General features: G+C 61.1%; 25 protein-coding genes. 9 read left to right on the forward strand and 16 right to left on the reverse strand.

Annotated features, from left to right (window positions below; all coding sequences use genetic code 11):
- Positions 1-5: 5 nt before the first annotated feature.
- Both C8K58_RS07210 and comJ read left to right on the forward strand, forming a co-directional pair.
- On the forward strand, positions 6-875 hold the full coding sequence (locus C8K58_RS07210; protein WP_098480706.1) for a tetratricopeptide repeat protein: 870 nt from the start codon (positions 6-8) through the stop codon (positions 873-875).
- Positions 876-915: 40 nt separating this feature from the next.
- Complete coding sequence (gene comJ, locus C8K58_RS07215; protein WP_108573464.1) at positions 916-1,242, forward strand: competence protein ComJ; 327 nt, start codon at positions 916-918, stop codon at positions 1,240-1,242.
- Between the two features lie 92 nt (positions 1,243-1,334).
- On the opposite strand, the gene C8K58_RS07220 is transcribed toward comJ, so the two are convergent.
- The 3 genes from C8K58_RS07220 to C8K58_RS07230 all read right to left on the reverse strand — a co-directional run bounded on the left by C8K58_RS07220 (position 1,335) and on the right by C8K58_RS07230 (position 3,154).
- On the reverse strand, positions 1,335-1,610 hold the full coding sequence (locus tag C8K58_RS07220) for an HU family DNA-binding protein (RefSeq protein ID WP_003176958.1): 276 nt from the start codon (positions 1,608-1,610) through the stop codon (positions 1,335-1,337).
- Positions 1,611-1,801: 191 nt separating this feature from the next.
- A complete protein-coding gene (locus tag C8K58_RS07225; RefSeq protein WP_027608256.1) occupies positions 1,802-2,950 on the reverse strand; it encodes an NAD(P)/FAD-dependent oxidoreductase in 1,149 nt (382 codons plus the stop codon).
- A 36-nt stretch (positions 2,951-2,986) separates the two neighbouring features.
- Complete coding sequence (locus C8K58_RS07230; RefSeq protein ID WP_003213373.1) at positions 2,987-3,154, reverse strand: rubredoxin; 168 nt, start codon at positions 3,152-3,154, stop codon at positions 2,987-2,989.
- A gap of 197 nt (positions 3,155-3,351) precedes the next feature.
- Here C8K58_RS07230 and C8K58_RS07235 point away from each other — a divergent pair, with 197 nt between their 5' ends.
- On the forward strand, positions 3,352-3,915 hold the full coding sequence (locus C8K58_RS07235) for a chorismate lyase (RefSeq protein WP_098480705.1): 564 nt from the start codon (positions 3,352-3,354) through the stop codon (positions 3,913-3,915).
- Positions 3,915-4,805, forward strand: coding sequence for a 4-hydroxybenzoate octaprenyltransferase (gene ubiA / locus C8K58_RS07240; protein WP_108573466.1), 891 nt, complete (start codon positions 3,915-3,917; stop codon positions 4,803-4,805). The genes C8K58_RS07235 and ubiA overlap by 1 nt, the downstream gene beginning before the upstream one ends.
- A 120-nt stretch (positions 4,806-4,925) precedes the next feature.
- Here ubiA and C8K58_RS07245 read toward each other — a convergent pair whose 3' ends face one another.
- Positions 4,926-5,303 (reverse strand): hypothetical protein, encoded by a 378-nt coding sequence (locus C8K58_RS07245; protein ID WP_027608253.1) that lies wholly within the window; start codon positions 5,301-5,303, stop codon positions 4,926-4,928.
- Positions 5,304-5,457: 154 nt separating this feature from the next.
- On the opposite strand from C8K58_RS07245, the gene phoB reads away from it, so the two are divergent.
- From phoB to C8K58_RS07260, 3 genes are all read left to right on the forward strand, one after another.
- Positions 5,458-6,147: a phosphate regulon transcriptional regulator PhoB gene (phoB, locus tag C8K58_RS07250; RefSeq protein WP_003176964.1), complete on the forward strand. Its 690-nt coding sequence runs from the start codon at positions 5,458-5,460 to the stop codon at positions 6,145-6,147.
- 82 nt (positions 6,148-6,229) lie between these two features.
- Positions 6,230-7,516 carry a phosphate regulon sensor histidine kinase PhoR gene (phoR, locus tag C8K58_RS07255; protein ID WP_222935532.1) on the forward strand — a complete coding sequence of 429 codons (1,287 nt, stop codon included), beginning with the start codon at positions 6,230-6,232 and terminating at the stop codon, positions 7,514-7,516.
- Positions 7,517-7,786: 270 nt separating this feature from the next.
- Complete coding sequence (locus C8K58_RS07260; RefSeq protein ID WP_098480703.1) at positions 7,787-9,127, forward strand: hemolysin family protein; 1,341 nt, start codon at positions 7,787-7,789, stop codon at positions 9,125-9,127.
- Positions 9,128-9,130: 3 nt separating this feature from the next.
- Here C8K58_RS07260 and C8K58_RS07265 read toward each other — a convergent pair whose 3' ends face one another.
- The 8 genes from C8K58_RS07265 to C8K58_RS07300 form a co-directional block, all read right to left on the reverse strand.
- Entirely contained in the window at positions 9,131-9,802 is a 672-nt protein-coding gene (locus C8K58_RS07265; RefSeq protein ID WP_108573468.1) for a peptidoglycan DD-metalloendopeptidase family protein, read from the reverse strand.
- An 82-nt stretch (positions 9,803-9,884) separates the two neighbouring features.
- Complete coding sequence (locus tag C8K58_RS07270) at positions 9,885-10,796, reverse strand: response regulator (RefSeq protein WP_027608249.1); 912 nt, start codon at positions 10,794-10,796, stop codon at positions 9,885-9,887.
- Positions 10,797-10,964: 168 nt separating this feature from the next.
- Positions 10,965-11,726 (reverse strand): phosphate signaling complex protein PhoU, encoded by a 762-nt coding sequence (gene phoU, locus C8K58_RS07275; protein ID WP_027608248.1) that lies wholly within the window; start codon positions 11,724-11,726, stop codon positions 10,965-10,967.
- 70 nt (positions 11,727-11,796) lie between these two features.
- Positions 11,797-12,630 carry a phosphate ABC transporter ATP-binding protein PstB gene (gene pstB / locus C8K58_RS07280; protein WP_027608247.1) on the reverse strand — a complete coding sequence of 278 codons (834 nt, stop codon included), beginning with the start codon at positions 12,628-12,630 and terminating at the stop codon, positions 11,797-11,799.
- A 133-nt stretch (positions 12,631-12,763) separates the two neighbouring features.
- On the reverse strand, positions 12,764-14,434 hold the full coding sequence (gene pstA / locus C8K58_RS07285) for a phosphate ABC transporter permease PstA (protein ID WP_027608246.1): 1,671 nt from the start codon (positions 14,432-14,434) through the stop codon (positions 12,764-12,766).
- 15 nt (positions 14,435-14,449) lie between these two features.
- Complete coding sequence (locus C8K58_RS07290) at positions 14,450-16,483, reverse strand: ABC transporter permease subunit (RefSeq protein WP_174556989.1); 2,034 nt, start codon at positions 16,481-16,483, stop codon at positions 14,450-14,452.
- A 384-nt stretch (positions 16,484-16,867) separates the two neighbouring features.
- Complete coding sequence (locus C8K58_RS07295; protein WP_016978637.1) at positions 16,868-17,854, reverse strand: phosphate ABC transporter substrate-binding protein PstS; 987 nt, start codon at positions 17,852-17,854, stop codon at positions 16,868-16,870.
- A gap of 267 nt (positions 17,855-18,121) precedes the next feature.
- Positions 18,122-19,411, reverse strand: a complete 1,290-nt coding sequence (locus C8K58_RS07300) for an MFS transporter (RefSeq protein ID WP_027608244.1) — start codon at positions 19,409-19,411, stop codon at positions 18,122-18,124.
- 408 nt (positions 19,412-19,819) lie between these two features.
- Between C8K58_RS07300 and C8K58_RS07310 the strand changes: the two genes are divergently transcribed.
- On the forward strand, positions 19,820-20,224 hold the full coding sequence (locus C8K58_RS07310) for an acyl-CoA thioesterase (RefSeq protein ID WP_003176975.1): 405 nt from the start codon (positions 19,820-19,822) through the stop codon (positions 20,222-20,224).
- A gap of 57 nt (positions 20,225-20,281) precedes the next feature.
- Positions 20,282-21,181, forward strand: a complete 900-nt coding sequence (locus C8K58_RS07315; RefSeq protein WP_098480700.1) for a D-hexose-6-phosphate mutarotase — start codon at positions 20,282-20,284, stop codon at positions 21,179-21,181.
- Between the two features lie 120 nt (positions 21,182-21,301).
- On the opposite strand, the gene C8K58_RS07320 is transcribed toward C8K58_RS07315, so the two are convergent.
- The 4 genes from C8K58_RS07320 to purE form a co-directional block, all read right to left on the reverse strand.
- Entirely contained in the window at positions 21,302-21,838 is a 537-nt protein-coding gene (locus C8K58_RS07320) for a DUF3299 domain-containing protein (RefSeq protein ID WP_065937956.1), read from the reverse strand.
- 77 nt (positions 21,839-21,915) lie between these two features.
- The gene (locus tag C8K58_RS07325; RefSeq protein WP_016978642.1) at positions 21,916-22,161 is read right to left on the reverse strand and encodes a GlsB/YeaQ/YmgE family stress response membrane protein; all 246 of its coding nucleotides are present in this window, start codon (positions 22,159-22,161) and stop codon (positions 21,916-21,918) included.
- A gap of 105 nt (positions 22,162-22,266) precedes the next feature.
- Positions 22,267-23,352, reverse strand: a complete 1,086-nt coding sequence (locus C8K58_RS07330) for a 5-(carboxyamino)imidazole ribonucleotide synthase (protein ID WP_027608240.1) — start codon at positions 23,350-23,352, stop codon at positions 22,267-22,269.
- A gap of 11 nt (positions 23,353-23,363) precedes the next feature.
- Positions 23,364-23,855 carry a 5-(carboxyamino)imidazole ribonucleotide mutase gene (purE, locus tag C8K58_RS07335; RefSeq protein WP_003176980.1) on the reverse strand — a complete coding sequence of 164 codons (492 nt, stop codon included), beginning with the start codon at positions 23,853-23,855 and terminating at the stop codon, positions 23,364-23,366.
- Positions 23,856-23,925 lie beyond the last annotated feature (70 nt).

The raw sequence follows: 23,925 nt of genomic DNA on the forward strand, positions 1-23,925 counted from the left end.
TTCTGATGAGCAAATATTTATCAACACTTGAGATTGCCTCTCCTTCCGAGCGTCTGCAGCCCCACAGCATCCGCGAGGCAGCCGTACTCTATATTTATCTCCTTGCAACTAAGTGCAAGATACCCACTGGCGGAGTTGCCAAAATAATTCTTCAGCCAACGTCTGTTGAGGCGGAGCAGACACTCGCGAATGTTTGCACCTATTCCCACCCATTCAAACACCTGAATGAGTTACCTGCGAATGCTTCAGAGAGCGCAATTCGCCAGTCGTTAATCGAAGATATTCATGAAGCGCTTTTATCATTGGCGGTGCTTAAGGGCTGGGATACCGATCCGATACATAAGTTGCACGCCGAGATCATCAAGCGTGAGTATCAATTTTCAGGCACTGCAGGGCGGCCCCAAAAAAACCCATCCAATACACTGTCCGCGACTGCTGCCTGGCGCACGGATCGGTACATTAATATCGGTGTTTTGGTACAGGGCGCCAAAGACACACCTGAGAGATTTTTTACCGCTGCGCGAATCGGTATTGCTTTGGGCCTTTTTGAGTCACTGATAGGGGCTGTTGAGTGGGTAGATGATCAAACGGTCAGGCTCTTCCAAGCAAACAAGCGCGACTATTGGGACATTGATGTAATCACCCAAACCGTGGAATTTCACTTCCCACGAGCCGACTCCGGCGACGCTCATGGCCAATTTGACTTGGCGAAAATGTACATCGATGGATGGATAGTAGATCAGGACATTGAACAAGCCAGGAAGTGGCTGGAGCGCTCAGCCGAACAAGGTTTTCCACGCGCGATTAAGCTCTTGCAGCGCATGAATGACGGCACTGAAAATCTTGCCGACCCCGTGATGAACAGCAAAAAATGACCCTGTGGCGATAAATTTTCCCCACAGGAAAAGAACATGAGTGTCCTCGACAAAGCATTTAAAGAACTGCGTAACTATAAAGGACTATAAAAGACACCCTGATGAAACCGCCCAGCGCTGCATCGTCGTGCCGTTTCATGTCACAGACCCCAAGCAGGTGGAAGTAGCCTCGGCGTCCGAAAAATTCAACGTTACGCTGGATCTGGAGAAGCGCGACTATGCGTTGTACTTCGAGGTCTGCGAAGGCGACGAGATTTTCTACAAGATCACCTTGGTCCCAACTGACACCAAAGTCGCTGCCAAGTACCTGCTGGACGATCCGTGGGGTGGCGAGAAAGACCAGGAACTCGTCGAAGGCATTCGTTAAAGCACTTAATAAGCGGCCACAAAAAAAGGGCACCCGACCCAGTCGGCGTGCCCATTTTCCTACCACCCCGCCCCCTGTCGAGACGGCACTGCTTACGCGTTAACGGTGTCTTTAAGCGACTTGCCCGGCTTGAACGCAACGGTGTTGCTCGCCTTGATCTTCACAGGCTCACCGGTTTGCGGGTTTTTGCCGGTGCGGGCGCCACGGTGGCGTTGCAGGAAGGTGCCGAAGCCCACCAGGGTGACGCTGTCCTTGCGGTGCAGGGCGCCGGTGATTTCTTCGAGAACGGCGTTGAGGACGCGGTTGGCCTGTTCTTTGGTGAGATCCGCTTTTTCAGCGATGGCGGCTGCGAGTTCTGGTTTACGCATATGTGAAGCCTCTTTGACGGTTTTTTGTTGTTATGTCCGTGCTGCTCGTCTGTGGAGCAGCGCCCAAAGCGCCGCAGGCTCTACTCTGCGGCAGACGGGAGTGAGGATGGCATGCCCTCGCACGCTCCGCCAGTCTCGCGGCGACCTTTCTCGGGGGAAAAACGTGCTTATTCCGACAGAACGACCGGTATTTACGCCAGCAACGGCGGAAGTTCTTTGTTGAGGGCGAGTTTTTCCATCACGGCGCTGCCGGTCAGCGCGTAACCCAGCAGGCGGCCGCTGGCGTCGCGGCACAGGGCCTTGATGTCGGCACCCTGGCCTTCGACGCTCCACACCCCTTCGGTGCCCCGTGGCGGTGGCGAAACCACCAGCGGGCAGACCGGGGTTTTCACGGTGACCGGCATCGGGCCATAGCTGACAGCTGTGGCGTTGCCGGCCAGGGTCTGGGCCAGGGCACGGGCGCAGCTCATCAGCGGCATGACGTACAGCAGGTTGAGGCCATCGACCTCGGCACAGTCGCCCAGGGCGTAGATATTGGCGTGGGAGGTCTTGAGGTGGCGGTCCACCATGATCCCACGATTGGTCTGCAGACCGGCGGCGGCGGCCAGGTCGACACGCGGGCGCAGGCCGATGGCCGAGACCACCAGGTCGCAGTGCACCACTTCACCGTCCGACAGATGCGCTTCCAGGCCGTCAGCGCTGCGTTGCAGGCGGTTGAGCACCGGGCCCAGGTGGAAACGCGCCCCCAGCCCTTCCAGGCCGGCCTGTACCGCTGCGGCCGCCGCCGGGTGCAGCAGGGTCGGCATCACTTGCTCGCACGGCGCCACCAGGTCGATTTCATAACCGCCGAGGATCAGGTCGTTGGCAAATTCACAGCCGATCAGGCCGGCGCCGAGCAGCAGCACGCGGCGCTTGCCGGCCGCGGCGGCGCGAAAGCGGGCGTAATCTTCGAGGTCGTTGATCGGGAAAACCAGCTCAGCCGCATCACCTTCGACGGGGACACGCACGGTTTCTGCGCCCCAGGCCAGGACCAGATCACGATAGGCCACCGCTTCTTCACCGATCCACAGGCGCTTGTGGCCGGGGTCGATGCCGCTGACACGGGTGTGAGTGCGCACTTCGGCCTTGAGTTGCTCGGCCATGGCGCCGGGTTCCGCCATGCTCAGGCCATCGGCTTCCTTGTTCTTGCCAAAGCCGGTGGAGAGCATGGGCTTGGAGTAGGAGCGCCCGTCATCCGCGGTGATCAGCAGCAATGGGGTCTCGCTGTCGAGCTTGCGAAACTCCCGGGCCACGTTGTAACCGGCCAATCCTGTGCCGATGATCACGACAGGTGTGTTCATTCCGTTCTCCTTGTAGTACGTCTCTGAAACTGAAAATTAGCCGATTTCGATCATTTCGAAATCCATTTTGCCGACGCCGCAGTCCGGGCACAGCCAGTCTTCCGGTACGTCCTGCCACAGGGTACCCGGAGCGATACCATCATCCGGCCAGCCGTCTTTTTCGTCATAGATCAGGCCGCAGACTACACATTGCCACTTCTTCATTTACTTGCTTCCTCAGGGTCCAGGCAGGTTGGCCGGCGGTCGATGGATCCAGCGTTGCCGCGCGGCTCAGGGCGTTTTGTACTGATCGGGGCCGACAGATGCAAGCTTGATCGACGCAAGGCGCCGGGACGGCCCGGCAAAAGATCAGGACGCCATGGTAAGCTCGCCGCCTCTTTTGCCGCCAATACTGACGCACCGTGCCGCACTCAATCGCCCTTCCCGATGCTTGCCAATGGTTGACCCAGAGCCTCCTGAGCCCTGCGCCCGCGCCCTTGACCCTGAACTGGCTGTTCGACGAAGGCTCGCTGACCCGCCGGCTGACGTGGCTGTCCCACGATGGCTTCAGCGTGACGCCGCTGTTCGAAGGCTGGCAGCCGCTGCGCGATGATGAATGCGCGGCGCTGCACATGCCACCGGCCAGTATCGGTTGGGTGCGCGAGGTGTATCTGCGCGGGCATGGCCAACCCTGGGTGTTCGCCCGCAGTGTGGCGGCGCGCAGTGCGTTGCAGGACGACGGCTTGCAGATGGACGAATTGGGCAGCCGCTCCCTCGGCGAATTGCTGTTTTGCGACCGCGCGTTCACCCGCCAGGCCATCGAGGTGTGCCATTACCCCCGCCAATGGTTGCCCACCACGGACCAGGCCGACGGGCTGTGGGCGCGCCGCTCACGCTTCGATCGCGGGCCGCTGAGCGTGCTGGTGGCGGAAGTCTTCCTGCCGGTTTTCTGGCACGCGCTGCATGACCATCCGGAGAACTGCTGATGTATCAACGTCTGCTCAAATCCTTGAACCGCCTGCACCCCAGGGCCTGGGATTTCATTCAGTTGACCCGCATGGACAAGCCTATCGGCATCTACCTGCTGCTGTGGCCGACGCTGTGGGCGCTGTGGATCGCCGGCAAGGGCTCGCCGTCCCTGGCCAACATCGTGATTTTTGTGCTGGGCGTGACGCTGACTCGCGCTGCCGGTTGTGTCATCAATGACTGGGCGGACCGCAAGGTCGATGGCCACGTGAAACGCACCGCGCAACGCCCGCTGGCCAGCGGCAGGATCAGTTCGAAAGAGGCCTTGGTGTTCTTTGCGGTACTGATGCTGATCAGCTTCCTGCTGGTGCTGCTGACCAACGCCACCACCATCTGGTTATCGCTGGGCGGCCTGGCACTGGCGGTCAGCTACCCGTTCATGAAGCGCTACACCTATTACCCCCAGGTGGTGTTGGGCGCGGCGTTTTCCTGGGGCATGCCGATGGCGTTCACCGCCGAAACCGGCCACCTGCCCGCTACCGCCTGGCTGCTCTATATAGCCAACCTGTTGTGGACAGTGGCCTACGACACCTATTACGCGATGACCGACCGCGACGACGACTTGAAGATCGGTGTCAAGTCCACCGCCATTCTGTTCGGCGATGCCGACCGTGTGATCATCCTGACCCTGCAAGGCCTGGCGCTGCTGTGCCTGTTGCTGGCCGGCGCACGGTTTGAGCTGGGGGGGTGGTTCCACCTGGGGCTGCTGGCGGCGGCAGGCTGCTTTGCCTGGGAGTTCTGGTACACCCGCGACCGGGACCGGATGAAATGCTTCAAGGCGTTTTTGCACAACCACTGGGCCGGGTTGGCGATTTTTGTCGGGATTGTGGCGGATTACGCGTTTCGCTGAGGTTTTTGCAGTGCCTGGTCGGGCCTCATCGGGGGCAAGCCCCCTCCCACCTTTTGAGGTGTGAACACATTCAAATGTGGGAGGGGGCTTGCCCCCGATGGTTTCAGCAGCGCCGCGAAATCAGGGCTTGATCACATGCCATGCCCCACCCTTGCCATCACCGCTCTTGTCGCCGGCCTTGTGGTCATCCTTGTAGGTGTAGACAGGTTTGCCTTTGTAAGCCCATTGACTGGTCTGGTCATCACGGGTGATCACGGTCCAATCGCCCATTGATTTGTCGGTAGACTCTGCTTTCAGCGGCGGCCAGTTGGTCGCGCACTGGTCCTTGCACACTGACTTGCCATCGGCGTCCTTGTCGAAGGTGTAAAGGGTCTTCCCACTGTGATCCACTAACAGACCGTTCTGGGTCATCGCCGGCTCCGCCGCGAATGCCAGTGTCGGCAGCGTCAACGCCGCCGTGACCAGCAGGGCCTTCCAGGAAAAAGTACTGTGAGTCATCGGAACCTTCCTTTTGTGGTTGTCAGGATTCGGACCCAAAGCGTAGTCCAGAGTGCCCCGAATTGCCCGAGCGACTAAATTACTGTCACACGACTGCAATAATTCCGTTATCTAATGCGGCGCAAGACAGTTAAATGACAAGAGGATTTTAGGCATGGTTGGCAGGAGCATTCTGATTGTTGACGACGAAGCGCCCATCCGCGAGATGATCGCCGTTGCGTTGGAAATGGCCGGCTATGACTGCCTGGAGGCGGAGAACTCCCAGCAGGCCCATGCCATTATCGTCGACCGCAAGCCGGACCTGATCCTGCTGGACTGGATGCTGCCCGGCACCTCCGGCATCGAACTGGCCCGCCGCCTCAAGCGCGATGAGCTGACCGGGGATATCCCGATCATCATGCTCACTGCCAAGGGCGAAGAGGACAACAAGATCCAGGGCCTGGAAGTCGGCGCCGATGACTACATCACCAAGCCGTTTTCCCCACGGGAACTGGTAGCGCGTCTGAAAGCCGTGCTGCGCCGTGCCGGCCCGACCGATGGCGAAGCGCCTATCGAAGTCGGTGGCCTGCTGCTGGACCCGATCAGCCACCGCGTGACCATCGACGGCAAGCCGGCCGAGATGGGCCCGACTGAATACCGCCTGCTGCAGTTCTTCATGACCCACCAGGAGCGTGCCTATACCCGTGGCCAGTTGCTGGACCAGGTGTGGGGCGGCAACGTGTATGTCGAGGAACGCACCGTCGACGTGCATATCCGTCGCCTGCGCAAAGCCTTGGGCGATGCCTACGAGAATCTGGTACAAACCGTGCGCGGCACCGGCTACCGGTTCTCCACCAAGGGCTGAGCCAGTCACTTTCCTTCCTTAACAGCTGACAAGGACGCATGTTTAAGTGAACCAGAACTGGCATGGCACCCTGATCCGCCACATGCTCCTGTTGATCACCGCCTGCCTGTTGGTGGGCCTGGTCAGCGGCTATTACGGCTGGAGCCTGGCCATCGGTATCGGCCTGTACCTGGGCTGGACCCTCAAGCAATTGCTGCGCCTGCATGAATGGCTGCGCCAGCACAAACCCGACGAAGCACCGCCCGATGGCTACGGCCTGTGGGGTGAGGTGTTCGACAGCATCTACCACCTGCAACGCCGCGACCAACGGGTACGCGGGCGCCTGCAAGCCGTGATCGACCGGGTGCAAGAGTCCACCGCTGCGCTCAAGGACGCGGTGATCATGCTCGACAGCGACGGCAACCTGGAATGGTGGAACCGCGCCGCCGAGACCCTGCTGGGCCTCAAGACGCCCCAGGACAGCGGCCAGCCGGTAACCAACCTGGTGCGTCACCCGCGCTTCAAGGAATACTTCGAGCAGGACAACTACGAAGAAGCCCTGGAAATCCCCTCGCCCACCAACGACCGCGTGCGCATCCAGCTGTACCTGACCCGCTACGGCAACAACGAACACCTGATGCTGGTGCGCGACGTAACCCGCATCCATCAGCTGGAGCAGATGCGCAAAGACTTCGTTGCCAACGTCTCCCACGAACTGCGCACGCCGTTGACGGTGATCTGCGGCTACCTGGAGACGCTGCTGGACAACGTCGAGGAGATCAACCCGCGCTGGAGCCGTGCCCTGCAGCAAATGCAGCAGCAGGGTTCACGCATGCAGACCCTGCTCAACGACTTGCTGTTGCTGGCCAAGCTCGAGGCCACGGATTATCCGTCGGACAACCAACCGGTGGCCGTCCAGAGCCTGTTGCAGACCATCAAGAATGACGCCAAGGCCCTGTCGGGCGAGCGTGGGCAGCAGATCAGCCTGGATGCCGACCCGCAGGTGTTGCTCAAAGGCAGCGAGGGCGAATTGCGCAGCGCGTTCTCCAACCTGGTGTTCAACGCGGTGAAGTACACCCAGGACAAGGGCACTATCCGCATTCGCTGGTGGGCCGACGAGCAAGGCGCACACCTGAGCGTGCAGGACTCCGGCATCGGCATCGACGCCAAGCATCTGCCGCGCCTGACCGAGCGTTTCTACCGCGTCGATTCCAGCCGCAACTCCAACACCGGCGGCACCGGGCTGGGCCTGGCCATCGTCAAGCATGTGCTGCTGCGCCACCGCGCGCGCCTGGAAATCAGCAGTGTGCTGGGGCATGGCAGTACGTTCACCTGCCACTTTCCGCCAGGGCAGATGACCCGTTCGCGGCTCGTCGGAAATGACGAATAACTCAAACACAGCACAAAACCAAATGTGGGAGGGGGCTTGCTCCCGATGGCGGTGCATCAGTATCAGATATGCTGACTGACACACTGCTATCGGGAGCAAGCCCCCTCCCACAATTGGAATTGTGCTGTTTCGAATAAGGCATTCCACACCCCACCCGGCGGCACCCACTAGGCAAGCGCCCCGTCAGCCGCTACATTGGCCGACTTGCGCCTGCCTTTCAGGCCCTTCTGTCACCCCTTATTGAACACACGGAACCTGCAAAACCCAATCATGGACCCTTCCCCTGGTATCACCCTCGCCACACTCTTCGCCGATTTCGGCATGATTCTTTTTGCTCTGATCCTGGTACTGCTCAACGGTTTTTTCGTTGCGGCGGAATTTGCCATGGTCAAGCTGCGCTCGACCCGGGTCGAGGCCATCGCCCACACCAACGGCTGGCGCGGGCAGATCCTGCGTACCGTGCACAGCCAGCTCGACGCCTACCTGTCGGCCTGCCAGCTGGGTATCACCCTGGCCTCCCTGGGCCTGGGCTGGGTCGGTGAGCCGGCGTTCGCGCACATCCTCGAACCGCTGCTGGGCGCCCTAGGTGTCGAATCGCCGGAAGTGATCAAGGGCGTGTCGTTCTTTGCCGCGTTCTTCGTGATTTCCTACCTGCACATCGTGGTCGGTGAACTGGCGCCCAAGTCCTGGGCCATTCGCAAGCCCGAGTTGCTGTCGCTGTGGACGGCGGTGCCGCTGTACCTGTTCTACTGGGCCATGTACCCGGCGATCTACCTGCTCAACGCCAGCGCCAACGCGATCCTGCGCATCGCCGGCCAAGGCGAACCCGGCCCGCACCACGAACACCATTACAGCCGCGAAGAGCTCAAGTTGATCCTGCACTCCAGCCGTGGCCAGGACCCGAGCGACCAAGGCATGCGTGTACTGGCCTCGGCCGTGGAAATGGGCGAGCTGGAAGTGGTGGACTGGGCCAACTCCCGTGAAGACCTGGTGACCCTGGACTTCAACGCCCCGCTCAAGGAAATCCTCGCGCTGTTCCGTCGCCATAAATTCAGCCGCTATCCGGTGTATGACGCGGTGCGCAACGAGTTTGTCGGGCTTTTGCACATCAAGGACCTGCTGCTGGAACTGGCGGCCCTGGACCACATCCCCGAATCGTTCAACCTGGCCGAGCTGACCCGCCCGCTGGAACGTGTGTCGCGGCACATGCCGTTGTCGCAGTTGCTGGAGCAGTTCCGCAAAGGCGGCGCGCACTTTGCCCTGGTGGAAGAAGCCGACGGCAAGATCATCGGCTACCTGACCATGGAAGACGTGCTGGAAGTGCTGGTGGGCGATATCCAGGACGAACACCGCAAGGCCGAGCGCGGCATCCTCGCCTACCAGCCTGGCAAACTGCTGGTACGGGGCGATACGCCGCTGTTCAAGGTGGAACGCCTGCTGGGCGTCGACCTGGACCACATCGAGGCCGAAACCCTCGCAGGGCTGATCTACGACACCCTCAAACGGGTGCCGGAAGAGGAAGAAGTGCTGGAGGTTGAAGGCTTGCGGATCATCATCAAGAAGATGAAAGGGCCGAAGATCGTGCTGGCCAAGGTCCTGCTGCTGGATTGACCCTCAATTGCCCAATGCAAAATTGGGCAATGTCCCGACCGGCTGGTTGAATTCGTAAGGAATCGACACCAGCCCGGCCGCGGTACTCTGTTGCACCACAAAGTGCAGGTGCGGCCCGCTGCTGTTGCCGGTATTGCCCGACAACCCCAGCGCGCTGCCCACCGCCACACGCTGCCCCGGCCTGACACTCACCGAGCCTTGCTTGAGGTGCAGGTACACACCCTGGGTGCCGTCATCGTGCTGCACGCGCACGAAATTGCCTGACGCATCGTTGCCGCGTCCGATCTGGCTATTCTCGATTTTCACCACCACACCGCTGCGTGCCGCGATGATCGGCGTGCCTTCGGGCATGGCGATGTCCATGGCGTAGCGGCTTTTGGCGTCGGTGTGGCTGAAGCTGCCGTTGGGGCCTTGGGTCAAGCGGAACGGGCCGCCACGCCAGGGCAAGGGGTAGCGGTAGGCTTGTCGCGGGTAAACGGGTTTTGGCCTGTAGAGTACCGGCGGCTGTACGCGCTCGACCCTACGTTCCTGGATCACGAACGCCTGGGCGCCGGGGGTTTGCCGATCGCTGAAAAACACCATGCCGTTGGCATCGGTGGATTTGTACAGGGTCATGGCCTGGGTCGAATTGGCGACCAAGGCCAATATGCAGGACAGCAAAAGGCGAAGGAGCATGGCGCGAACCTGCCGGAGTGAATGAACAGCAAGCTAGCAAGGGATCATGACAATCCCGGGGCACGCCCCTTCGGACTGAAGGTCAGGCCCCCGGCACAAAATGCTTCTGCGCCGTACCGCGCGCAATCAGGCGAGAGATGTAGTCAAGCTTCTGCGCATCCTGGTCGATAAAGCGGAAGGTCAGTTGCAGCCAGTCACTGTCCGGCTTGGGTTCGAAGGCGACGATGGCGTGCAGGTAGCCGTTCAGACGCGCCACCTCGGCGTTGTCGCCCTGTTCCAGGTCGAGCACGGCACTTTCCAGTACCTGAGGCAGGACTTCACCGCGACGCACCACCAGCAGCGCTTCCTTGATGCTCAGTGCCTTGATCACGCATTGCTGGGTGCCGCTGGACAGGCGCAACTGGCCCTGGCCACGGCCGCCAGTGGGTGCAGCGCCTGGCGCTTGGACCGGCGGGGCGTTGTTAAGCAGGCCTTTGCTTGGCGCAGAGGCAGCCGCCGCAACGGGGGCTGCACGTACGGCTTCGGGCTTGCCACCGGTCAGGGCGCTCAGGGAATCATTGCCGAAGGCCGAGTTCATCTTGGTCGGCGCGCTGGCGACCAGGGCGTCGAGGCGACCGACCTTGTGCAGGGCTTGCTTGACCTTGTTCAGCAGTTGCTCGTTGGTGAACGGTTTGCTGACGTAACCGGAAACCCCGGCCTGGATCGCCTGGACCACGTTCTCTTTGTCGCCACGGCTGGTCACCATCACAAACGGCATGGCCTTGAGGTGCGGTTGCTCGCGGCACCAGGTCAACAACTCCAGGCCGGACATCTCCGGCATTTCCCAGTCGCACAGCACCAGGTCGAAGCTCTCGCGCATCAGGATGGTCTGGGCCTTCTTGCCGTTTACCGCATCTTCAAGCTTGATCCCGGGGAAGTAGTTGCGCAGGCACTTCTTCACCAGGTCGCGGATAAACGAGGCGTCATCCACCACCAATACACTGACTTTACTCATCGACCCTTCATCCTATAAAAACTTCGGCACGCAAAACGCCTGACTAATGGCATTTTGCCAAAACTCTGTAGTCACGTTCGGACTTTCTTTTACCCGATTCGCAAAAAATTCAGGCGCCACAAACGAAAACGCCCGACCAGAGGCCGGGCGTTAATTTCTCGGGCAACCTTACTTATCGTCAGGTTCGCCCGGAACATTAGGGATTTGATCGGCGGAACCCTCAACTTCGGCCTTCATGCGCTTGAGGCCCATGTGCCGTACGTCGGTACCGCGCACCAGGTAGATCACCAGTTCCGAGATATTGCGCGCGTGATCACCGATCCGCTCCAGGGAGCGCAACACCCAGATGATGCTCAAGACCCGCGAGATAGAGCGCGGGTCTTCCATCATGTAGGTGGCCAGCTCACGCAGGGCGGTCTTGTATTCACGGTCGATGACCTTGTCGTACTGCGCTACCGACAATGCCAGCTCGGCGTCAAAGCGCGCAAAGGCATCCAGGGCATCCCGCACCATGTTGCGCACCTGGTCGCCGATATGACGCACTTCGACATAACCGCGCGGCGCTTCACCCTCTTCGCACAGCTGGATGGCGCGGCGGGCGATCTTGGTGGCTTCGTCGCCGATCCGCTCGAGGTCGATCACCGACTTGGAAATGCTGATGATCAGGCGCAGGTCGGAGGCTGCCGGCTGGCGACGGGCGAGGATGCGCAGGCATTCTTCGTCGATGTTGCGTTCCATCTGGTTGATCTGGTCGTCGATCTCGCGCACTTGCTGGGCCAGGCCCGAGTCGGCCTCGATCAGCGCGGTCACGGCATCGTTGACTTGCTTCTCCACCAGCCCGCCCATCGCCAGGAGGTGGCTGCGCACTTCCTCGAGCTCGGCGTTGAACTGCGCGGAGATATGGTGGGTAAGGCCTTCTTTGCTAATCATGTTGGCGTCCTTGGAGCGTCCGGTAAGGTGCGGAGAACCGCAGCGTCAGTGCAATCAGAACCACAGCTTCCTAGCCGTAGCGACCGGTGATGTAGTCTTCGGTCTGCTTCTTCGCCGGATTGGTGAACAGGGTGTCGGTATCGCCGAACTCCACCAGCTTGCCCATGTACATGAACGCGGTGTAGTCGGAAACCCGCGCCGCCTGTTGCATGTTGTGGGTCACGATAACGATGGTGAACTTGGACTTGAGCTCGTAGATCAGTTCTTCGACTTTCAGCGTCGAGATCGGGTCGAGTGCCGAGCACGGTTCGTCGAGCAGCAGCACTTCCGGCTCCACGGCGATGGTGCGCGCGATCACCAGACGCTGCTGCTGGCCGCCGGACAGGCCGAGTGCCGACTCATGCAGGCGGTCCTTGACCTCGTCCCACAGCGCCGCGCCTTTAAGGGCCCACTCAACCGCTTCGTCGAGGATGCGTTTCTTGTTGATGCCCTGGATGCGCAGGCCGTAGACCACGTTTTCGTAGATGGTCTTGGGGAACGGGTTAGGCTTCTGGAACACCATGCCCACACGGCGACGCAGTTCGGCCACGTCTTCGCCCTTGCGGTAGATGTTGGTGCCGTAGAGGTTGATGGCCCCGTCCACGCGGCAACCGTCCACCAGGTCGTTCATGCGGTTGAAGGTACGCAGCAGCGTGGACTTGCCGCAGCCCGACGGGCCGATAAAGGCGGTCACGCGCTGCTTGGGGATGTTCATGCTGACGTCGAACAGCGCCTGCTTGTCACCGTAATACAGGCTCAGGCCCGGTACTTCGATGGCCACGGTTTCCTGGGCCAGGCTCAGGCTCTGTTTGTCGCGACCCAGGGCAGACATGTTGATGCCGTGGGAATGGGTGTCGTGTTGCATGGGATGCTCCCTGTGCTGTTGTGTGGGAGGGGGCTTGCCCCCGATAGCGGTGCATCAGGAACATGTGTGCTGGCTGGCACACCGCAATCGGGAGCAAGCCCCCTCCCACAAATAAGTCCGCGTTCAATTCAGATCAGCTGTCCAGCGCCTTGTACTTCTCACGCAGGTGGTTACGAATCCACACTGCCGACAGGTTGAGCGTGGCGATCACCAGCACCAGCAGCAAGGCGGTGGCGTATACCAGCGGCCGTGCGGCCTCGACGTTAGGGCTCTGGAAACCGACGTCATAAATATGGAACCCCAGGTGCATGATCTTCTGGTCCAGGTGCAGGTACGGGTAGTTGCCGTCCAGCGGCAGCGACGGGGCGAGTTTCACCACGCCGACCAGCATCAGCGGCGCCACTTCACCGGCGGCGCGGGCCACGGCGAGGATCATGCCGGTCATCATCGCCGGGCTGGCCATCGGCAGCACGATCTTCCACAGCGTTTCCGCCTTGGTCGCGCCCAGCGCCAGGGAGCCTTCACGCACCGTACGCGGAATCCGCGCCAGGCCTTCTTCGGTGGCCACGATCACCACCGGTACCGCCAGCAGCGCCAGGGTCAGCGAGGCCCAGAGCAGGCCCGGTGTACCGAAGGTCGGTGCCGGCAGCGCTTCGGCGAAGAACAGACGGTCGACCGAGCCACCCAATACATACACGAAGAAACCCAGGCCGAACACGCCGTAGACGATGGCCGGTACACCCGCCAGGTTGTTCACGGCGATGCGGATGATGCGCGTCAGGGTGTTCTGCTTGGCGTATTCACGCAGGTACACCGCCGCCAGCACGCCGAACGGGGTCACGATCATCGCCATGATCAGGGTCATCATCACGGTGCCGAAGATCGCCGGGAAGATCCCGCCTTCGGTGTTGGCTTCCCGCGGGTCATCACTGAGGAATTCCCACACCTTGCTGACGTAGAAACCGATCTTGGTCACGGTCCCCATGGCGTTCGGCTGGTAGGCGTGCACCACCTTGCCGATGCCGATTTCAATTTCCTTGCCGTTGCCATCGCGAGCGGTCAAGGCGTCACGGTTGAACTGGGCGTGCAGGTCGGCCAGGCGCGCTTCGATGTCCTGGTAACGCGCGTTCAGCTCGGCGCGGTCGGCCTCCATGTCGGCCTGGGCGGCCGCGTCGAGCTTGCCTTCCAGTTCCAGTTTGCGGCCATGCAGGCGGATGCGCTCGAGGCCGGCGTTGATCGCGCCGATGTCGGACTTCTCCAGGGTCTTGAGCTGGGCCGCCAGCTTGTTCACGCGGTCCACGCGGGCTTGCAGCTCCGGCCACGCGGCCTCGCCTTCAGCGATGACCTTGCCATCCTGCTTGACGTTGACCAGGGTGCCGTAGAAGTTGCCCCACTCACGACGTTCGATGGTCATCAGGTTCTTCGGCGTGCTCTGGTCCTTCAACCATTCGCCGACGATCCAGGTGAAGTCGTTGCCGTTCAGGTCGCGGTTGCCGACCTTGATCAGCTCGCGGGTCATGAATTCAGGGCCCGCATCGGGCACCGGCAGGCCCGCGCTTTTCAGGCGCTCGCGCGGCACTTCTTCTTTCTGCACCACTTCGCCGATGACGATATGGTTTTCCTGGCCCGGCACGTTGTAGTTGGCCTGGATCAGGTCGGCCGGCCAGAAGTGGCCCAGGCCCCGCACGGCAATCACGGCCAGCAAACCAATGGTCATGATGACCGCGATGGACACCGCGCCACCGCTGATCCAGACGCCCGGAGCGCCGCTCTTGAACCATCCATTCAGGGAGTTCTGTTTCACAGACTTCTACCTTTCTTAAAGCGACGAGTATTTCTTGCGCAGACGCTGACGAATCAGCTCGGCGAGGGTGTTCATGATGAAGGTGAACAGCAGCAGCACCAGCGCCGAGAGGAACAGCACGCGGTAGTGACTGCCGCCGACTTCCGACTCGGGCATTTCCACCGCGACGTTGGCCGCCAGGGTGCGCAGGCCTTCGAACAGGTTCATCTCCATCACCGGCGTGTTGCCGGTGGCCATCAGCACGATCATGGTCTCGCCCACGGCGCGCCCCATGCCGATCATCAGCGCCGAGAAGATGCCCGGGCTGGCGGTCAGGATCACCACGCGGGTCATGGTCTGCCACGGTGTGGCGCCCAGGGCCAGGGAACCCAGGGTCAGGCCACGCGGTACGCTGAACACGGCGTCTTCGGCGATGGAGTAGATGTTCGGGATCACCGCAAAGCCCATGGCCAGGCCGACCACCAGGGCGTTGCGCTGGTCGTAGGTAATGCCCAGGTCGTGGGAGATCCACATGCGCATGTCGCCGCCGAAGAACCAGGTTTCCAGGTACGGGCTCATGTACAGCGAGAGCCAGCCCACGAACAGGATCACCGGGATCAGGATCGCGCTTTCCCAACCATCGGGAACCCGCAGGCGAATGGATTCAGGCAGGCGGCTGAAGACAAACCCGGCCACCAGGATGCCAATCGGCAACAGCATCAGCAGGCTGAAGATCCCCGGCAGATGCCCTTCGACATACGGCGCCAGGAACAGGCCGGCGAAGAAGCCGAGGATCACCGTCGGCATGGCTTCCATCAGTTCGATCACCGGCTTGACCTTGCGGCGCAGGCTCGGGGCCATGAAGTAAGCGGTGTAGATCGCCGCGGCAACAGCCAGTGGCGCCGCCAGCAGCATGGCGTAGAACGCCGCCTTCAGGGTACCGAAGGTCAATGGCGCCAGGCTCATCTTGGGTTCGAAGTCGGTGTTGGCGGCGGTCGATTGCCAGACGTACTTAGGTTCGTCGTAGTTTTCGTACCAGACCTTGCTCCACAACGCGCTCCAGGACACTTCCGGGTGCGGGTTGTCCAGCAGCAGCGGCTGCAGCTTGCCGCCGGCTTCGACGATCACCCGGTTGGCGCGCGGCGACATACCAAACACGCCCTGGCCGTCGACCACCGGATCCACCAGCAGGGTGCGGTGGGCGGTACTGTGGAACACGCCGAATTTGCCGGAGGCGTCGAGGGCGGTGAAGCCTTTGCGCCGCTCTTCAGCAGTGATTTCAACGATGGGCGCAGTGCCCATCTGGAAGGTACGGATCTGCTTGAAGCGCTGCTCGCCATCCGGGTCGCGGGCCATGAACCACTGGGCCAGGCCGCCTTTGGAGTTACCGACGATCAGCGAGATGCCGCCCACCAACTGGGTGCTGGCGGTGACTTCGGCAGTGCCATCTTCCAGTAATTTGTAGCGACCGTTGAGGCTCCTGTCGCGCAGGCTGAACACATCCGCCAGGGCACGTCCGTTGATCACGTACAGCCATTGCTGGCGTGGATCGATGAAGATCGCCTTCACCGGCTCGGTCATTTGCGGCAGCTCGACACGCTTCTGCTCGCTGGTGACTTCACCGGTCATCATGTTTTCTTCGCGGCTCAGGGTCAGCACGTTCAAGTGCGAACCGGCCGAGCCTGCCACCACCAGCGACGTATCGGTGGCGTTGAGGGCAACATGCTCCAACGGGCGGCCGGCATCGTCGAGCACGATCGGCGTTTCACCGTAGGGGTATTCAATCGCAGGCGTGATGGTTTTCTTGCCGTCCGGGTACGACACCTTATAGGTGTGACGGAACACCAGGGACTGGCCATTGGACAAACCGAGGATCACCAGCGGGCTGCCCGGCTGGTCTTCACCGATGGAAGCCACGCTCACGCCGGGCGCAAGCGGCAGGTCGACACGCTTGAGTTCGGCACCGCTCGTGACGTCAAAGAACAGCGCCTGGCCCTTATCGGAAACCCGCATGGCGACCTGGTTCTGCTCTTCCAGGGAGATCAACAACGGCTTGCCGGCGTCCTGCATCCAGGCGGGCGTCAGTGCGTCTTCCTTGGTCAGCGAGGCGCCTTGGAACAGTGGCGCGACCACGTAGGCGAGGAAAAAGAAGATCAGGGTGATCGCACCCAGAACGGCGAGGCCGCCCACCAGCACGTACCAACGGGTCAGGCGATCCTTGAGCGCGCGAATACGGCGCTTGCGTTGCAGCTCAGGCGTATTGAAATCAATGCGCTTGGGGGGAGAAGTTGTCGTCATGGTGGAATTGGCCAGATCATTCATGCGCACACCCTAGCGATCCTGTATGACAGAAAGATGACAGTGCAGTGACGCAACAAATCCGCCGCGAAGCAGGGCTGGCAGCGGACTAGAAAATTCGGATGCGGGGCCGGTATCCCGGCCCCGCAGAGGCAATCAGTTGCCTTCTTTCAGACCCAGGTCAGCCAGGGCCTTGGCGGCAACCTTGGCTGGCAGTGGGATGTAGCCGTCCTTGACGACCACTTCCTGGCCCTGTTTGGACAGAACCAGTTTCACGAACTCGGCTTCCAGCGGGGCCAGAGGCTTGTTCGGGGCTTTGTTGACGTAAACGTAGAGGAAACGCGACAGCGGGTATTTGCCGTTCAGGGCGTTTTCTTCGCTGTCTTCGATGAAGTCAGTGCTGCCTTTCTTGGCCAGGGCCACGGTCTTCACACTGGCGGTCTTGTAGCCGATGCCCGAATAACCGATGCCGTTCAGCGAGGAGCTGATCGACTGCACGACGGAAGCCGAGCCGGGTTGTTCGTTCACGTTAGGCTTGTAGTCGCCTTTGCACAGGGCTTCTTCCTTGAAGTAGCCGTAGGTGCCGGATACCGAGTTACGGCCGAACAGTTGCACTGGCTTGTTGGCCAGGTCGCCGGTCACACCCAGGTCACCCCAGGTTTTCACATCGGCTTTGCCACCGCACAGGCGAGTCGAGGAGAAGATCGCGTCGACTTGTTCCATGGTCAGGTGCTGGATCGGGTTGTCCTTGTGCACGAACACGGCCAAGGCATCCACGGCAACCGGGATAGCGGTTGGCTTGTAGCCGTACTTCTGCTCAAAGGCCGCCAGTTCGGTGTCCTTCATCTTGCGGCTCATCGGGCCCAGGTTGGAGGTGCCTTCAGTCAGCGCAGGTGGCGCGGTGGCGGAGCCGGCAGCTTGAATCTGGATGTTGACGTTCGGGTATTCCTTTTTGTAACCCTCGGCCCACAGGGTCATCAGGTTGGCCAGGGTATCGGAACCGACGCTGGACAAGTTGCCCGACACACCAGTGGTCTTGACGTAAGCCGGGATTGCCGGATCAACACCTGCAGCCACCGCGTTGGCGGTCGCAACGCCAGCAGCGACAAAAGTCATTGCCGCCATCAAACGTTTCAGTTTCATGCCTTGCTCCTAGCAGATAGGGATAGTTGGATCGGGGCCAAGTATCGAGAGGCCGTGTGAACACTCTATGTCTGAAATATGACAATTGGATGAAAGGCCAGCATTGGAGATCACACAACAAAAGGAGAGAAGGTCGGGACGTACGAGGAGGTTAGAGCGACTAAGCGACTTCTTGGAAACAAGCTGTAATTGTTATAAAACGCAAGGCATGTGGCGAGGGAGCAAGCTCCCTCGCCACATGGTTACCGGTAAAAGCGCTAAACGGGGTTACCGCCCGCGCTTCCACAGATACCCACCCACCACCATCCCCATCACGCACAGGACAGCCACGTAGTAGGCCGGCCCCATCGGGCTTTCCTTCATCAGCAGCGACACCGCCAGGGGCGTCAGCCCGCCGAATACGGCGTAGGCCACGTTGTAGGAAAACGACAGGCCACTGAAGCGCACCACGGGCGGGAAGGCTTTCACCATCACGTAAGGCACCACGCCAATGGTGCCGACGAACAGGCCGGTCAAGGCGTACAGCGGGAACAGCCAGTCCGGGTGGGTCATGAGGCTGTGGTACAGCGTCCAGGAGGTCGCCAGCAGCAAGGCGCAACCGCTTACCAGTACACGCCCGGCACCAAAACGGTCAGCCAGGGCGCCGGAGGCAATGCAGCCAAGGCTCAAAGTCACGATGGCCAGGCTATTGGCCTGCAGCGCAACAGTCGGGCTGAAGTGGTAGATGGTCTGCAGCACGGTCGGGGTCATCAGGATGACCACCACGACGCCGGCCGACAGCAGCCAGGTCAGCAGCATCGACAACACGATGGCACCGCGGTGGTCACGTAATACGGCACGCAATGGCAGCTCGGCGGCCAGGGTCTTGCGTTGCTGCATCTCGGCGAAGATCGGCGTTTCATGCAACCAGCGGCGCAGGTACACCGACAGCAGGCCGAACACGCCACCGAGCAGGAACGGAATGCGCCAGGCGTAATCCGAGACCTGCTCAGGGCTGTAAATAGTGTTGATCGCGGTAGCGACCAGCGAGCCCAGCAGGATCCCGGCGGTCAGGCCGCTGGTCAGGGTGCCGCAGGCGTAGCCGATATGGCGCGGCGGTACGTGTTCGGAGACGAACACCCAGGCGCCGGGAACTTCACCGCCAATCGCTGCGCCCTGGATGATGCGCATCAACAGCAACAGGACCGGTGCCCACAGGCCGATCTGCGCGTAGGTTGGCAGCAGGCCCATGATCAGGGTCGGCACGGCCATCATGAAGATGCTCAGGGTGAACATTTTCTTGCGGCCCAGCAGGTCACCGAAGTGCGCCATGATGATGCCGCCCAGCGGGCGTGCCAGGTAACCGGCGGCGAAGATGCCGAAGGTCTGCATCATGCGCAGCCATTCGGGCATATCGACAGGGAAGAACAGTTTTCCGACCACGGTGGCGAAAAACACGAAAATGATGAAGTCATAAAACTCCAGCGCCCCGCCCAAGGCAGACAGCGACAGGGTTTTGTAGTCGTTGCGGGTCAGCGGGCGCGACGGTTGCGCACTGCTTGCAGGCACGGAGGACATGGCAAGGCTTCTCTTATAGTAGTCAGCTTGATAAGGACGACACGCCCGGGACCGGCGGCGGTCTGGCAAGATAGCAAATCGCTTGTAAAAGCACAGCGCCAGGAGAACAGTTGCGCGCAAAAGCCGCGATACAGCGGCTATTTACCGACCAAATGAGCGCCGGGAGGTCGTCGTGGCGCCAGGGTCTCGATATACTCGGCCCTTGCAAGCGCAAGAACCCCAGGCTTGAGGGGCTGCTGCGCCAAAACGTCGTTGGGTGCCATCCAGCCGATTTGGCAGAGTTTCCCTTTAGTACGCCTTACGAGAAACGTATCGAACGGAGTATGTTTGTGCTGAAACGTTTTTCTAACAGTCGGCTATCCACCTTGCTCCACCTATAAAAGCGTCACGGGTCAGAGGCCCCCCGGCATGATCGAACTCGAACAAGAAGATCCTATCCCGCAAGGCGATCTCGCCCTGCAAATCACCGCGCTCCCGCGTGAAACCAACGGTTTTGGCGATATCTTCGGCGGCTGGCTGGTCGCGCAGATGGACCTCGCCGGTACCGCCATGGCCAGCAAGGTCGCAGGCGGGCGTGTGGCCACCGTGGCCATTGACCGCATGGCGTTCCTGGTGCCGGTGGCAGTGGGCGCGCAATTGTCCTTCTATACCCAGGCCCTGGAAATCGGCCGCAGCTCGATCCAGATGATGGTCGAAGTGTGGAGCGACGACCCGCTGTCCAGCGAATGGCGCAAGGTCACCGAGGCGGTGTTTGTATTTGTCGCTATCGATGGCAGCGGCCGCACACGCTCGGTGCCATCGCGCGCGCGTTAAACCTCGCGGGGTTTTGACGGTCAATTGCCCCATTGCCTGCCATTGAGAGTGCCTGTTATGCCTACGCCCCACGTTGAGACCGTAAAAATCGACGAGCTGGACTGCTGGCGCATCCGCCATAACGGCGCCGAGCTGATGATTGCCCAGCAGGGCGCGCATATCTTCAGTTACGGCCGCGAAGGCGAGCAGCCGCTGATCTGGCCAAATCCTGAGGCGGTGTTCAAGAAGGGCAAGGGCATTCGTACCGGCGTCCCGGTGTGCTGGCCCTGGTTTGGGGTGTTCGACCGCAACCCGTCCAGCGTAAAGGCGATGCGCCAAAGTGATCAGCCTGCGGGCGCTCACGGTTTCGTGCGTACCACGACCTGGGTATTGGCCGGGACCTCCCTTGAAGGTGAAGCGCTGCGAGTGGACCTTGAACTACCGGTTCCTGCAGGCGGCTTCCCCGGCTGGCCACATCAGGTGGAGCTGAAACTGAGCCTGTTGCTGGACGACCAACTGCACATCCGCCTGACCAGCCACAACCGTGGCGACGGCACTGTCACGCTCAGCCAGGCGCTGCATACCTACTTCGCCGTGAGCGACGTACGCAACGTGCAGGTCGAAGGCCTGGACGGCTCGGCGTACATCGATACCGCCGATGGCTGGAGCGAGAAAACCCAGTCCGGCCTGCTGCACTTCACTGCCGAGACCGACCGCATCTACCTCGATACGCCCCCGTCGCTGAGCATCGTCGATCAGGACTGGCAGCGTCGCATCCAGCTCACCAGCCAAGGCTCGAAATCCACCGTGATCTGGAACCCCTGGACCGAACGCGCCAAGGCCTTCGACGACATGGCCGATGATGGCTGGCAGGGCATGCTGTGCATCGAGACGGCGAATGTGCTGGATGATGTGGTGACGCTGGCGCCGGGTGAAAGCCACACGCTGGGTGTGAGCATCACCGGTGTTACCCGGTAGATGGAGTTCCAAATGTGGGAGGGGGCTTGCCCCCGATAGCGGTGAATCAGTCACCAAAGACAGTGACTGGCACCCTGCTATCGGGGGCAAGCCCCCTCCCACATTGGGTTCAGCGGAAGCTTATAGATCGGATTCCTTTACGACCCGCACCTTGCCCGCATCCAGCGCATAGGCGGCGTCGGCCAAATCGTTGTTCACCGTCTCCACCTTCAACGTGCCGGTCACCCACAGCGGCGTGTAGATATCATCCAGCTTCAAACCCTTGGGATAACGCACCAGCACCAACTGGTTAGGCGGCGGTGGCGGCACGTGGATGCAGGCGCCCGGGTATGGCACCAGGAAGAACAGCGTGCTGCGGCCTTTGGCGTCGGTTTCCAACGGCACCGGGTAGCCGCCGATCCGGATGTTCTTGCCGTTCATGGCGGCCACGGTCTTGGTCGAATACATCACCGCCGGCAAGCCTTTGCTCTGCTTCAGGCCACCTTTGTCGGTGAACGTACCTTGGGCTTCGGGGGAGTTGTGATCGATCTCGGGCATGGCCTCGAGGGCCTTCTGGTCCGACAGCGGCATCAGGTCGAGCCAGTCGGTTTCCGGCAGTTCGCCGGCGTGGGCCAGGCCAGAGCCCAGCAGAAGAAGAGTCAACAGGAGACGGCGCATGGAGAGGCTCGGCAAGTACAAGTGGCGAGCATTCTAGCCCTCTGCGCCTGCGCAGCGCAGAGGACTTTGTCGGCTGATTACTTCTTTTTGATCAGGCCGTAGATCACCAGCAGGATGATTGCGCCGACCAGTGCGCCGATAAAGCCTGCGCCTTGACCCGCCTGGTAGATGCCCAGCGCCTGGCCACCGTAGGTCGCGGCCAGGGAACCGGCGATACCCAGCAGGATGGTCATGATCCAGCCCATGCTGTCGTCGCCGGGCTTGAGGAAACGCGCCAACAGGCCGACGATCAAGCCGATAAAGATGGTTCCGATGATACCCATGGCATTTCCCTCTGAATGAAGTGAGCTATGCCAAAGCCTAGACAGGCTTTGGCATCCTGCAATCAGAGGACGGCGATAACCAAATGGTTCCCGCCGACCCCCGGGTTATTGCTCGGCGATCAGCGCTTCGACCTTGAGGATCTGCGCTTGCAGCGTTGCGCGGTCCTTGCAGCGCAGGTTGGCGTGGCCGACCTTGCGCCCGGCCTTGAAGGCCTTGCCGTAGTGATGCAGATGGCAGTCTTCGATGGCGATCACGCGCTCCACCGGCGGTACCACGCCGATAAAGTTGAGCATCGCGCTCTCACCGACCTTGGCCGTGGAGCCCAATGGCAAGCCCGCGACAGCGCGCAGGTGGTTTTCGAACTGGCTGCACTCGGCGCCTTCGGTGGTCCAGTGCCCGGAGTTATGCACACGCGGGGCGATTTCGTTGGCCTTGAGGCCGCCGTCGACTTCAAAGAACTCGAACGCCATCACACCGACGTAATCCAGCTGCTTGAGCACGCGGCTGGAATAGTCTTCGGCCAGGGCCTGCAACGGGTGATCGGTGCTGGCCACGGACAGCTTGAGGATGCCGCTGTCGTGGGTGTTGTGCACCAACGGGTAGAAGCGGGTCTCACCATCCCGGGCACGCACGGCGATCAACGAGACTTCGCCGGTGAACGGCACGAAGCCTTCCAGCAGGCAGGCCACGCTGCCCAGTTCGGCGAAGGTGCCGACCACATCGGCAGCGGTGCGCAGGACTTTCTGGCCCTTGCCGTCGTAACCCAGGGTGCGGGTTTTCAGCACGGCCGGCAGGCCGATGCTGGCGACGGCGGCGTCCAGGTCCGCCTGGGACTGGATATCGGCGAAGGCTGGGGTCGGAATGCCCAGGTCCTTGAACATGCTCTTCTCGAACCAGCGGTCACGGGCAATACGCAAGGCTTCGGCGCTCGGGTACACCGGTACGAACTGCGACAGGAAGGCCACGGTTTCGGCCGGTACGCTTTCAAACTCGAACGTCACCAAATCGACTTCGTCGGCCAGTTGGCGCAGGTGGTCCGGGTCGCTGTAGTCAGCGCGCAGGTGTTCACCCAAGGCTGCCGCACAGGCGTCCGGCGCCGGGTCCAGGAAAGCGAAGTTCATCCCCAGCGGGGTACCCGCCAGGGCCAGCATGCGGCCCAGTTGGCCGCCACCGATTACACCGATTTTCATCGTCAACACCCTCAGGCGATACGTGGGTCTGGATTGTCCAGCACGCTGTCTGTCTGCTCGGCACGGAATTTCTTCAGCACCGCGTGGAACTGCGGGTGCTTGGCGCCCAGGATACTGGCGGACAGCAAGGCGGCGTTGATGGCACCGGCCTTGCCGATCGCCAGGGTGGCCACCGGGATACCGGCCGGCATCTGCACGATGGACAACAGCGAATCCACGCCCGAGAGCATTGCCGACTGCACCGGTACGCCAAGCACTGGCAGGTGGGTCTTGGCCGCACACATGCCCGGCAGGTGAGCTGCGCCACCGGCACCGGCGATGATCACCTCGATGCCACGGGATTCTGCTTCATCGGCATACTGGAACAGCAAATCCGGGGTGCGGTGGGCAGAGACCACTTTCACTTCATACGGAATGCCGAGTTTTTCCAGCATATCGGCGGTGTGGCTAAGGGTGGACCAATCGGACTTGGAGCCCATGATCACGCCAACCAATGCACTCATCGTCGTGCCTCTTCTCTCTGGGCGCCCGCAGGCGCGTCAAAAAACAACAAGCCACGCGGGAAATCCGGCG

This window comes from Pseudomonas sp. GV047 (assembly GCF_003058245.1).
Taxonomy (GTDB): domain Bacteria; phylum Pseudomonadota; class Gammaproteobacteria; order Pseudomonadales; family Pseudomonadaceae; genus Aquipseudomonas; species Aquipseudomonas marginalis.

What these genes read in the sequence shown, in the direction of transcription:
- C8K58_RS07210 (WP_098480706.1), top strand. Translation starts at nt 6, where the DNA reads ATGAGCAAATATTTATCAACACTTGAGATTGCCTCTCCTTCCGAGCGT.
- C8K58_RS07220 (WP_003176958.1), bottom strand. Translation starts at nt 1,610, where the DNA reads ATGCGTAAACCAGAACTCGCAGCCGCCATCGCTGAAAAAGCGGATCTC.
- C8K58_RS07225 (WP_027608256.1), bottom strand. Translation starts at nt 2,950, where the DNA reads ATGAACACACCTGTCGTGATCATCGGCACAGGATTGGCCGGTTACAAC.
- C8K58_RS07230 (WP_003213373.1), bottom strand. Translation starts at nt 3,154, where the DNA reads ATGAAGAAGTGGCAATGTGTAGTCTGCGGCCTGATCTATGACGAAAAA.
- ubiA (WP_108573466.1), top strand. Translation starts at nt 3,915, where the DNA reads ATGTATCAACGTCTGCTCAAATCCTTGAACCGCCTGCACCCCAGGGCC.
- C8K58_RS07245 (WP_027608253.1), bottom strand. Translation starts at nt 5,303, where the DNA reads ATGACTCACAGTACTTTTTCCTGGAAGGCCCTGCTGGTCACGGCGGCG.
- phoB (WP_003176964.1), top strand. Translation starts at nt 5,458, where the DNA reads ATGGTTGGCAGGAGCATTCTGATTGTTGACGACGAAGCGCCCATCCGC.
- phoR (WP_222935532.1), top strand. Translation starts at nt 6,230, where the DNA reads ATGCTCCTGTTGATCACCGCCTGCCTGTTGGTGGGCCTGGTCAGCGGC.
- C8K58_RS07260 (WP_098480703.1), top strand. Translation starts at nt 7,787, where the DNA reads ATGGACCCTTCCCCTGGTATCACCCTCGCCACACTCTTCGCCGATTTC.
- C8K58_RS07265 (WP_108573468.1), bottom strand. Translation starts at nt 9,802, where the DNA reads ATGCTCCTTCGCCTTTTGCTGTCCTGCATATTGGCCTTGGTCGCCAAT.
- C8K58_RS07270 (WP_027608249.1), bottom strand. Translation starts at nt 10,796, where the DNA reads ATGAGTAAAGTCAGTGTATTGGTGGTGGATGACGCCTCGTTTATCCGC.
- phoU (WP_027608248.1), bottom strand. Translation starts at nt 11,726, where the DNA reads ATGATTAGCAAAGAAGGCCTTACCCACCATATCTCCGCGCAGTTCAAC.
- pstB (WP_027608247.1), bottom strand. Translation starts at nt 12,630, where the DNA reads ATGCAACACGACACCCATTCCCACGGCATCAACATGTCTGCCCTGGGT.
- C8K58_RS07290 (WP_174556989.1), bottom strand. Translation starts at nt 16,483, where the DNA reads ATGCAGGACGCCGGCAAGCCGTTGTTGATCTCCCTGGAAGAGCAGAAC.
- C8K58_RS07295 (WP_016978637.1), bottom strand. Translation starts at nt 17,854, where the DNA reads ATGAAACTGAAACGTTTGATGGCGGCAATGACTTTTGTCGCTGCTGGC.
- C8K58_RS07300 (WP_027608244.1), bottom strand. Translation starts at nt 19,411, where the DNA reads ATGTCCTCCGTGCCTGCAAGCAGTGCGCAACCGTCGCGCCCGCTGACC.
- C8K58_RS07310 (WP_003176975.1), top strand. Translation starts at nt 19,820, where the DNA reads ATGATCGAACTCGAACAAGAAGATCCTATCCCGCAAGGCGATCTCGCC.
- C8K58_RS07315 (WP_098480700.1), top strand. Translation starts at nt 20,282, where the DNA reads ATGCCTACGCCCCACGTTGAGACCGTAAAAATCGACGAGCTGGACTGC.
- C8K58_RS07320 (WP_065937956.1), bottom strand. Translation starts at nt 21,838, where the DNA reads ATGCGCCGTCTCCTGTTGACTCTTCTTCTGCTGGGCTCTGGCCTGGCC.
- C8K58_RS07325 (WP_016978642.1), bottom strand. Translation starts at nt 22,161, where the DNA reads ATGGGTATCATCGGAACCATCTTTATCGGCTTGATCGTCGGCCTGTTG.
- C8K58_RS07330 (WP_027608240.1), bottom strand. Translation starts at nt 23,352, where the DNA reads ATGAAAATCGGTGTAATCGGTGGCGGCCAACTGGGCCGCATGCTGGCC.
- purE (WP_003176980.1), bottom strand. Translation starts at nt 23,855, where the DNA reads ATGAGTGCATTGGTTGGCGTGATCATGGGCTCCAAGTCCGATTGGTCC.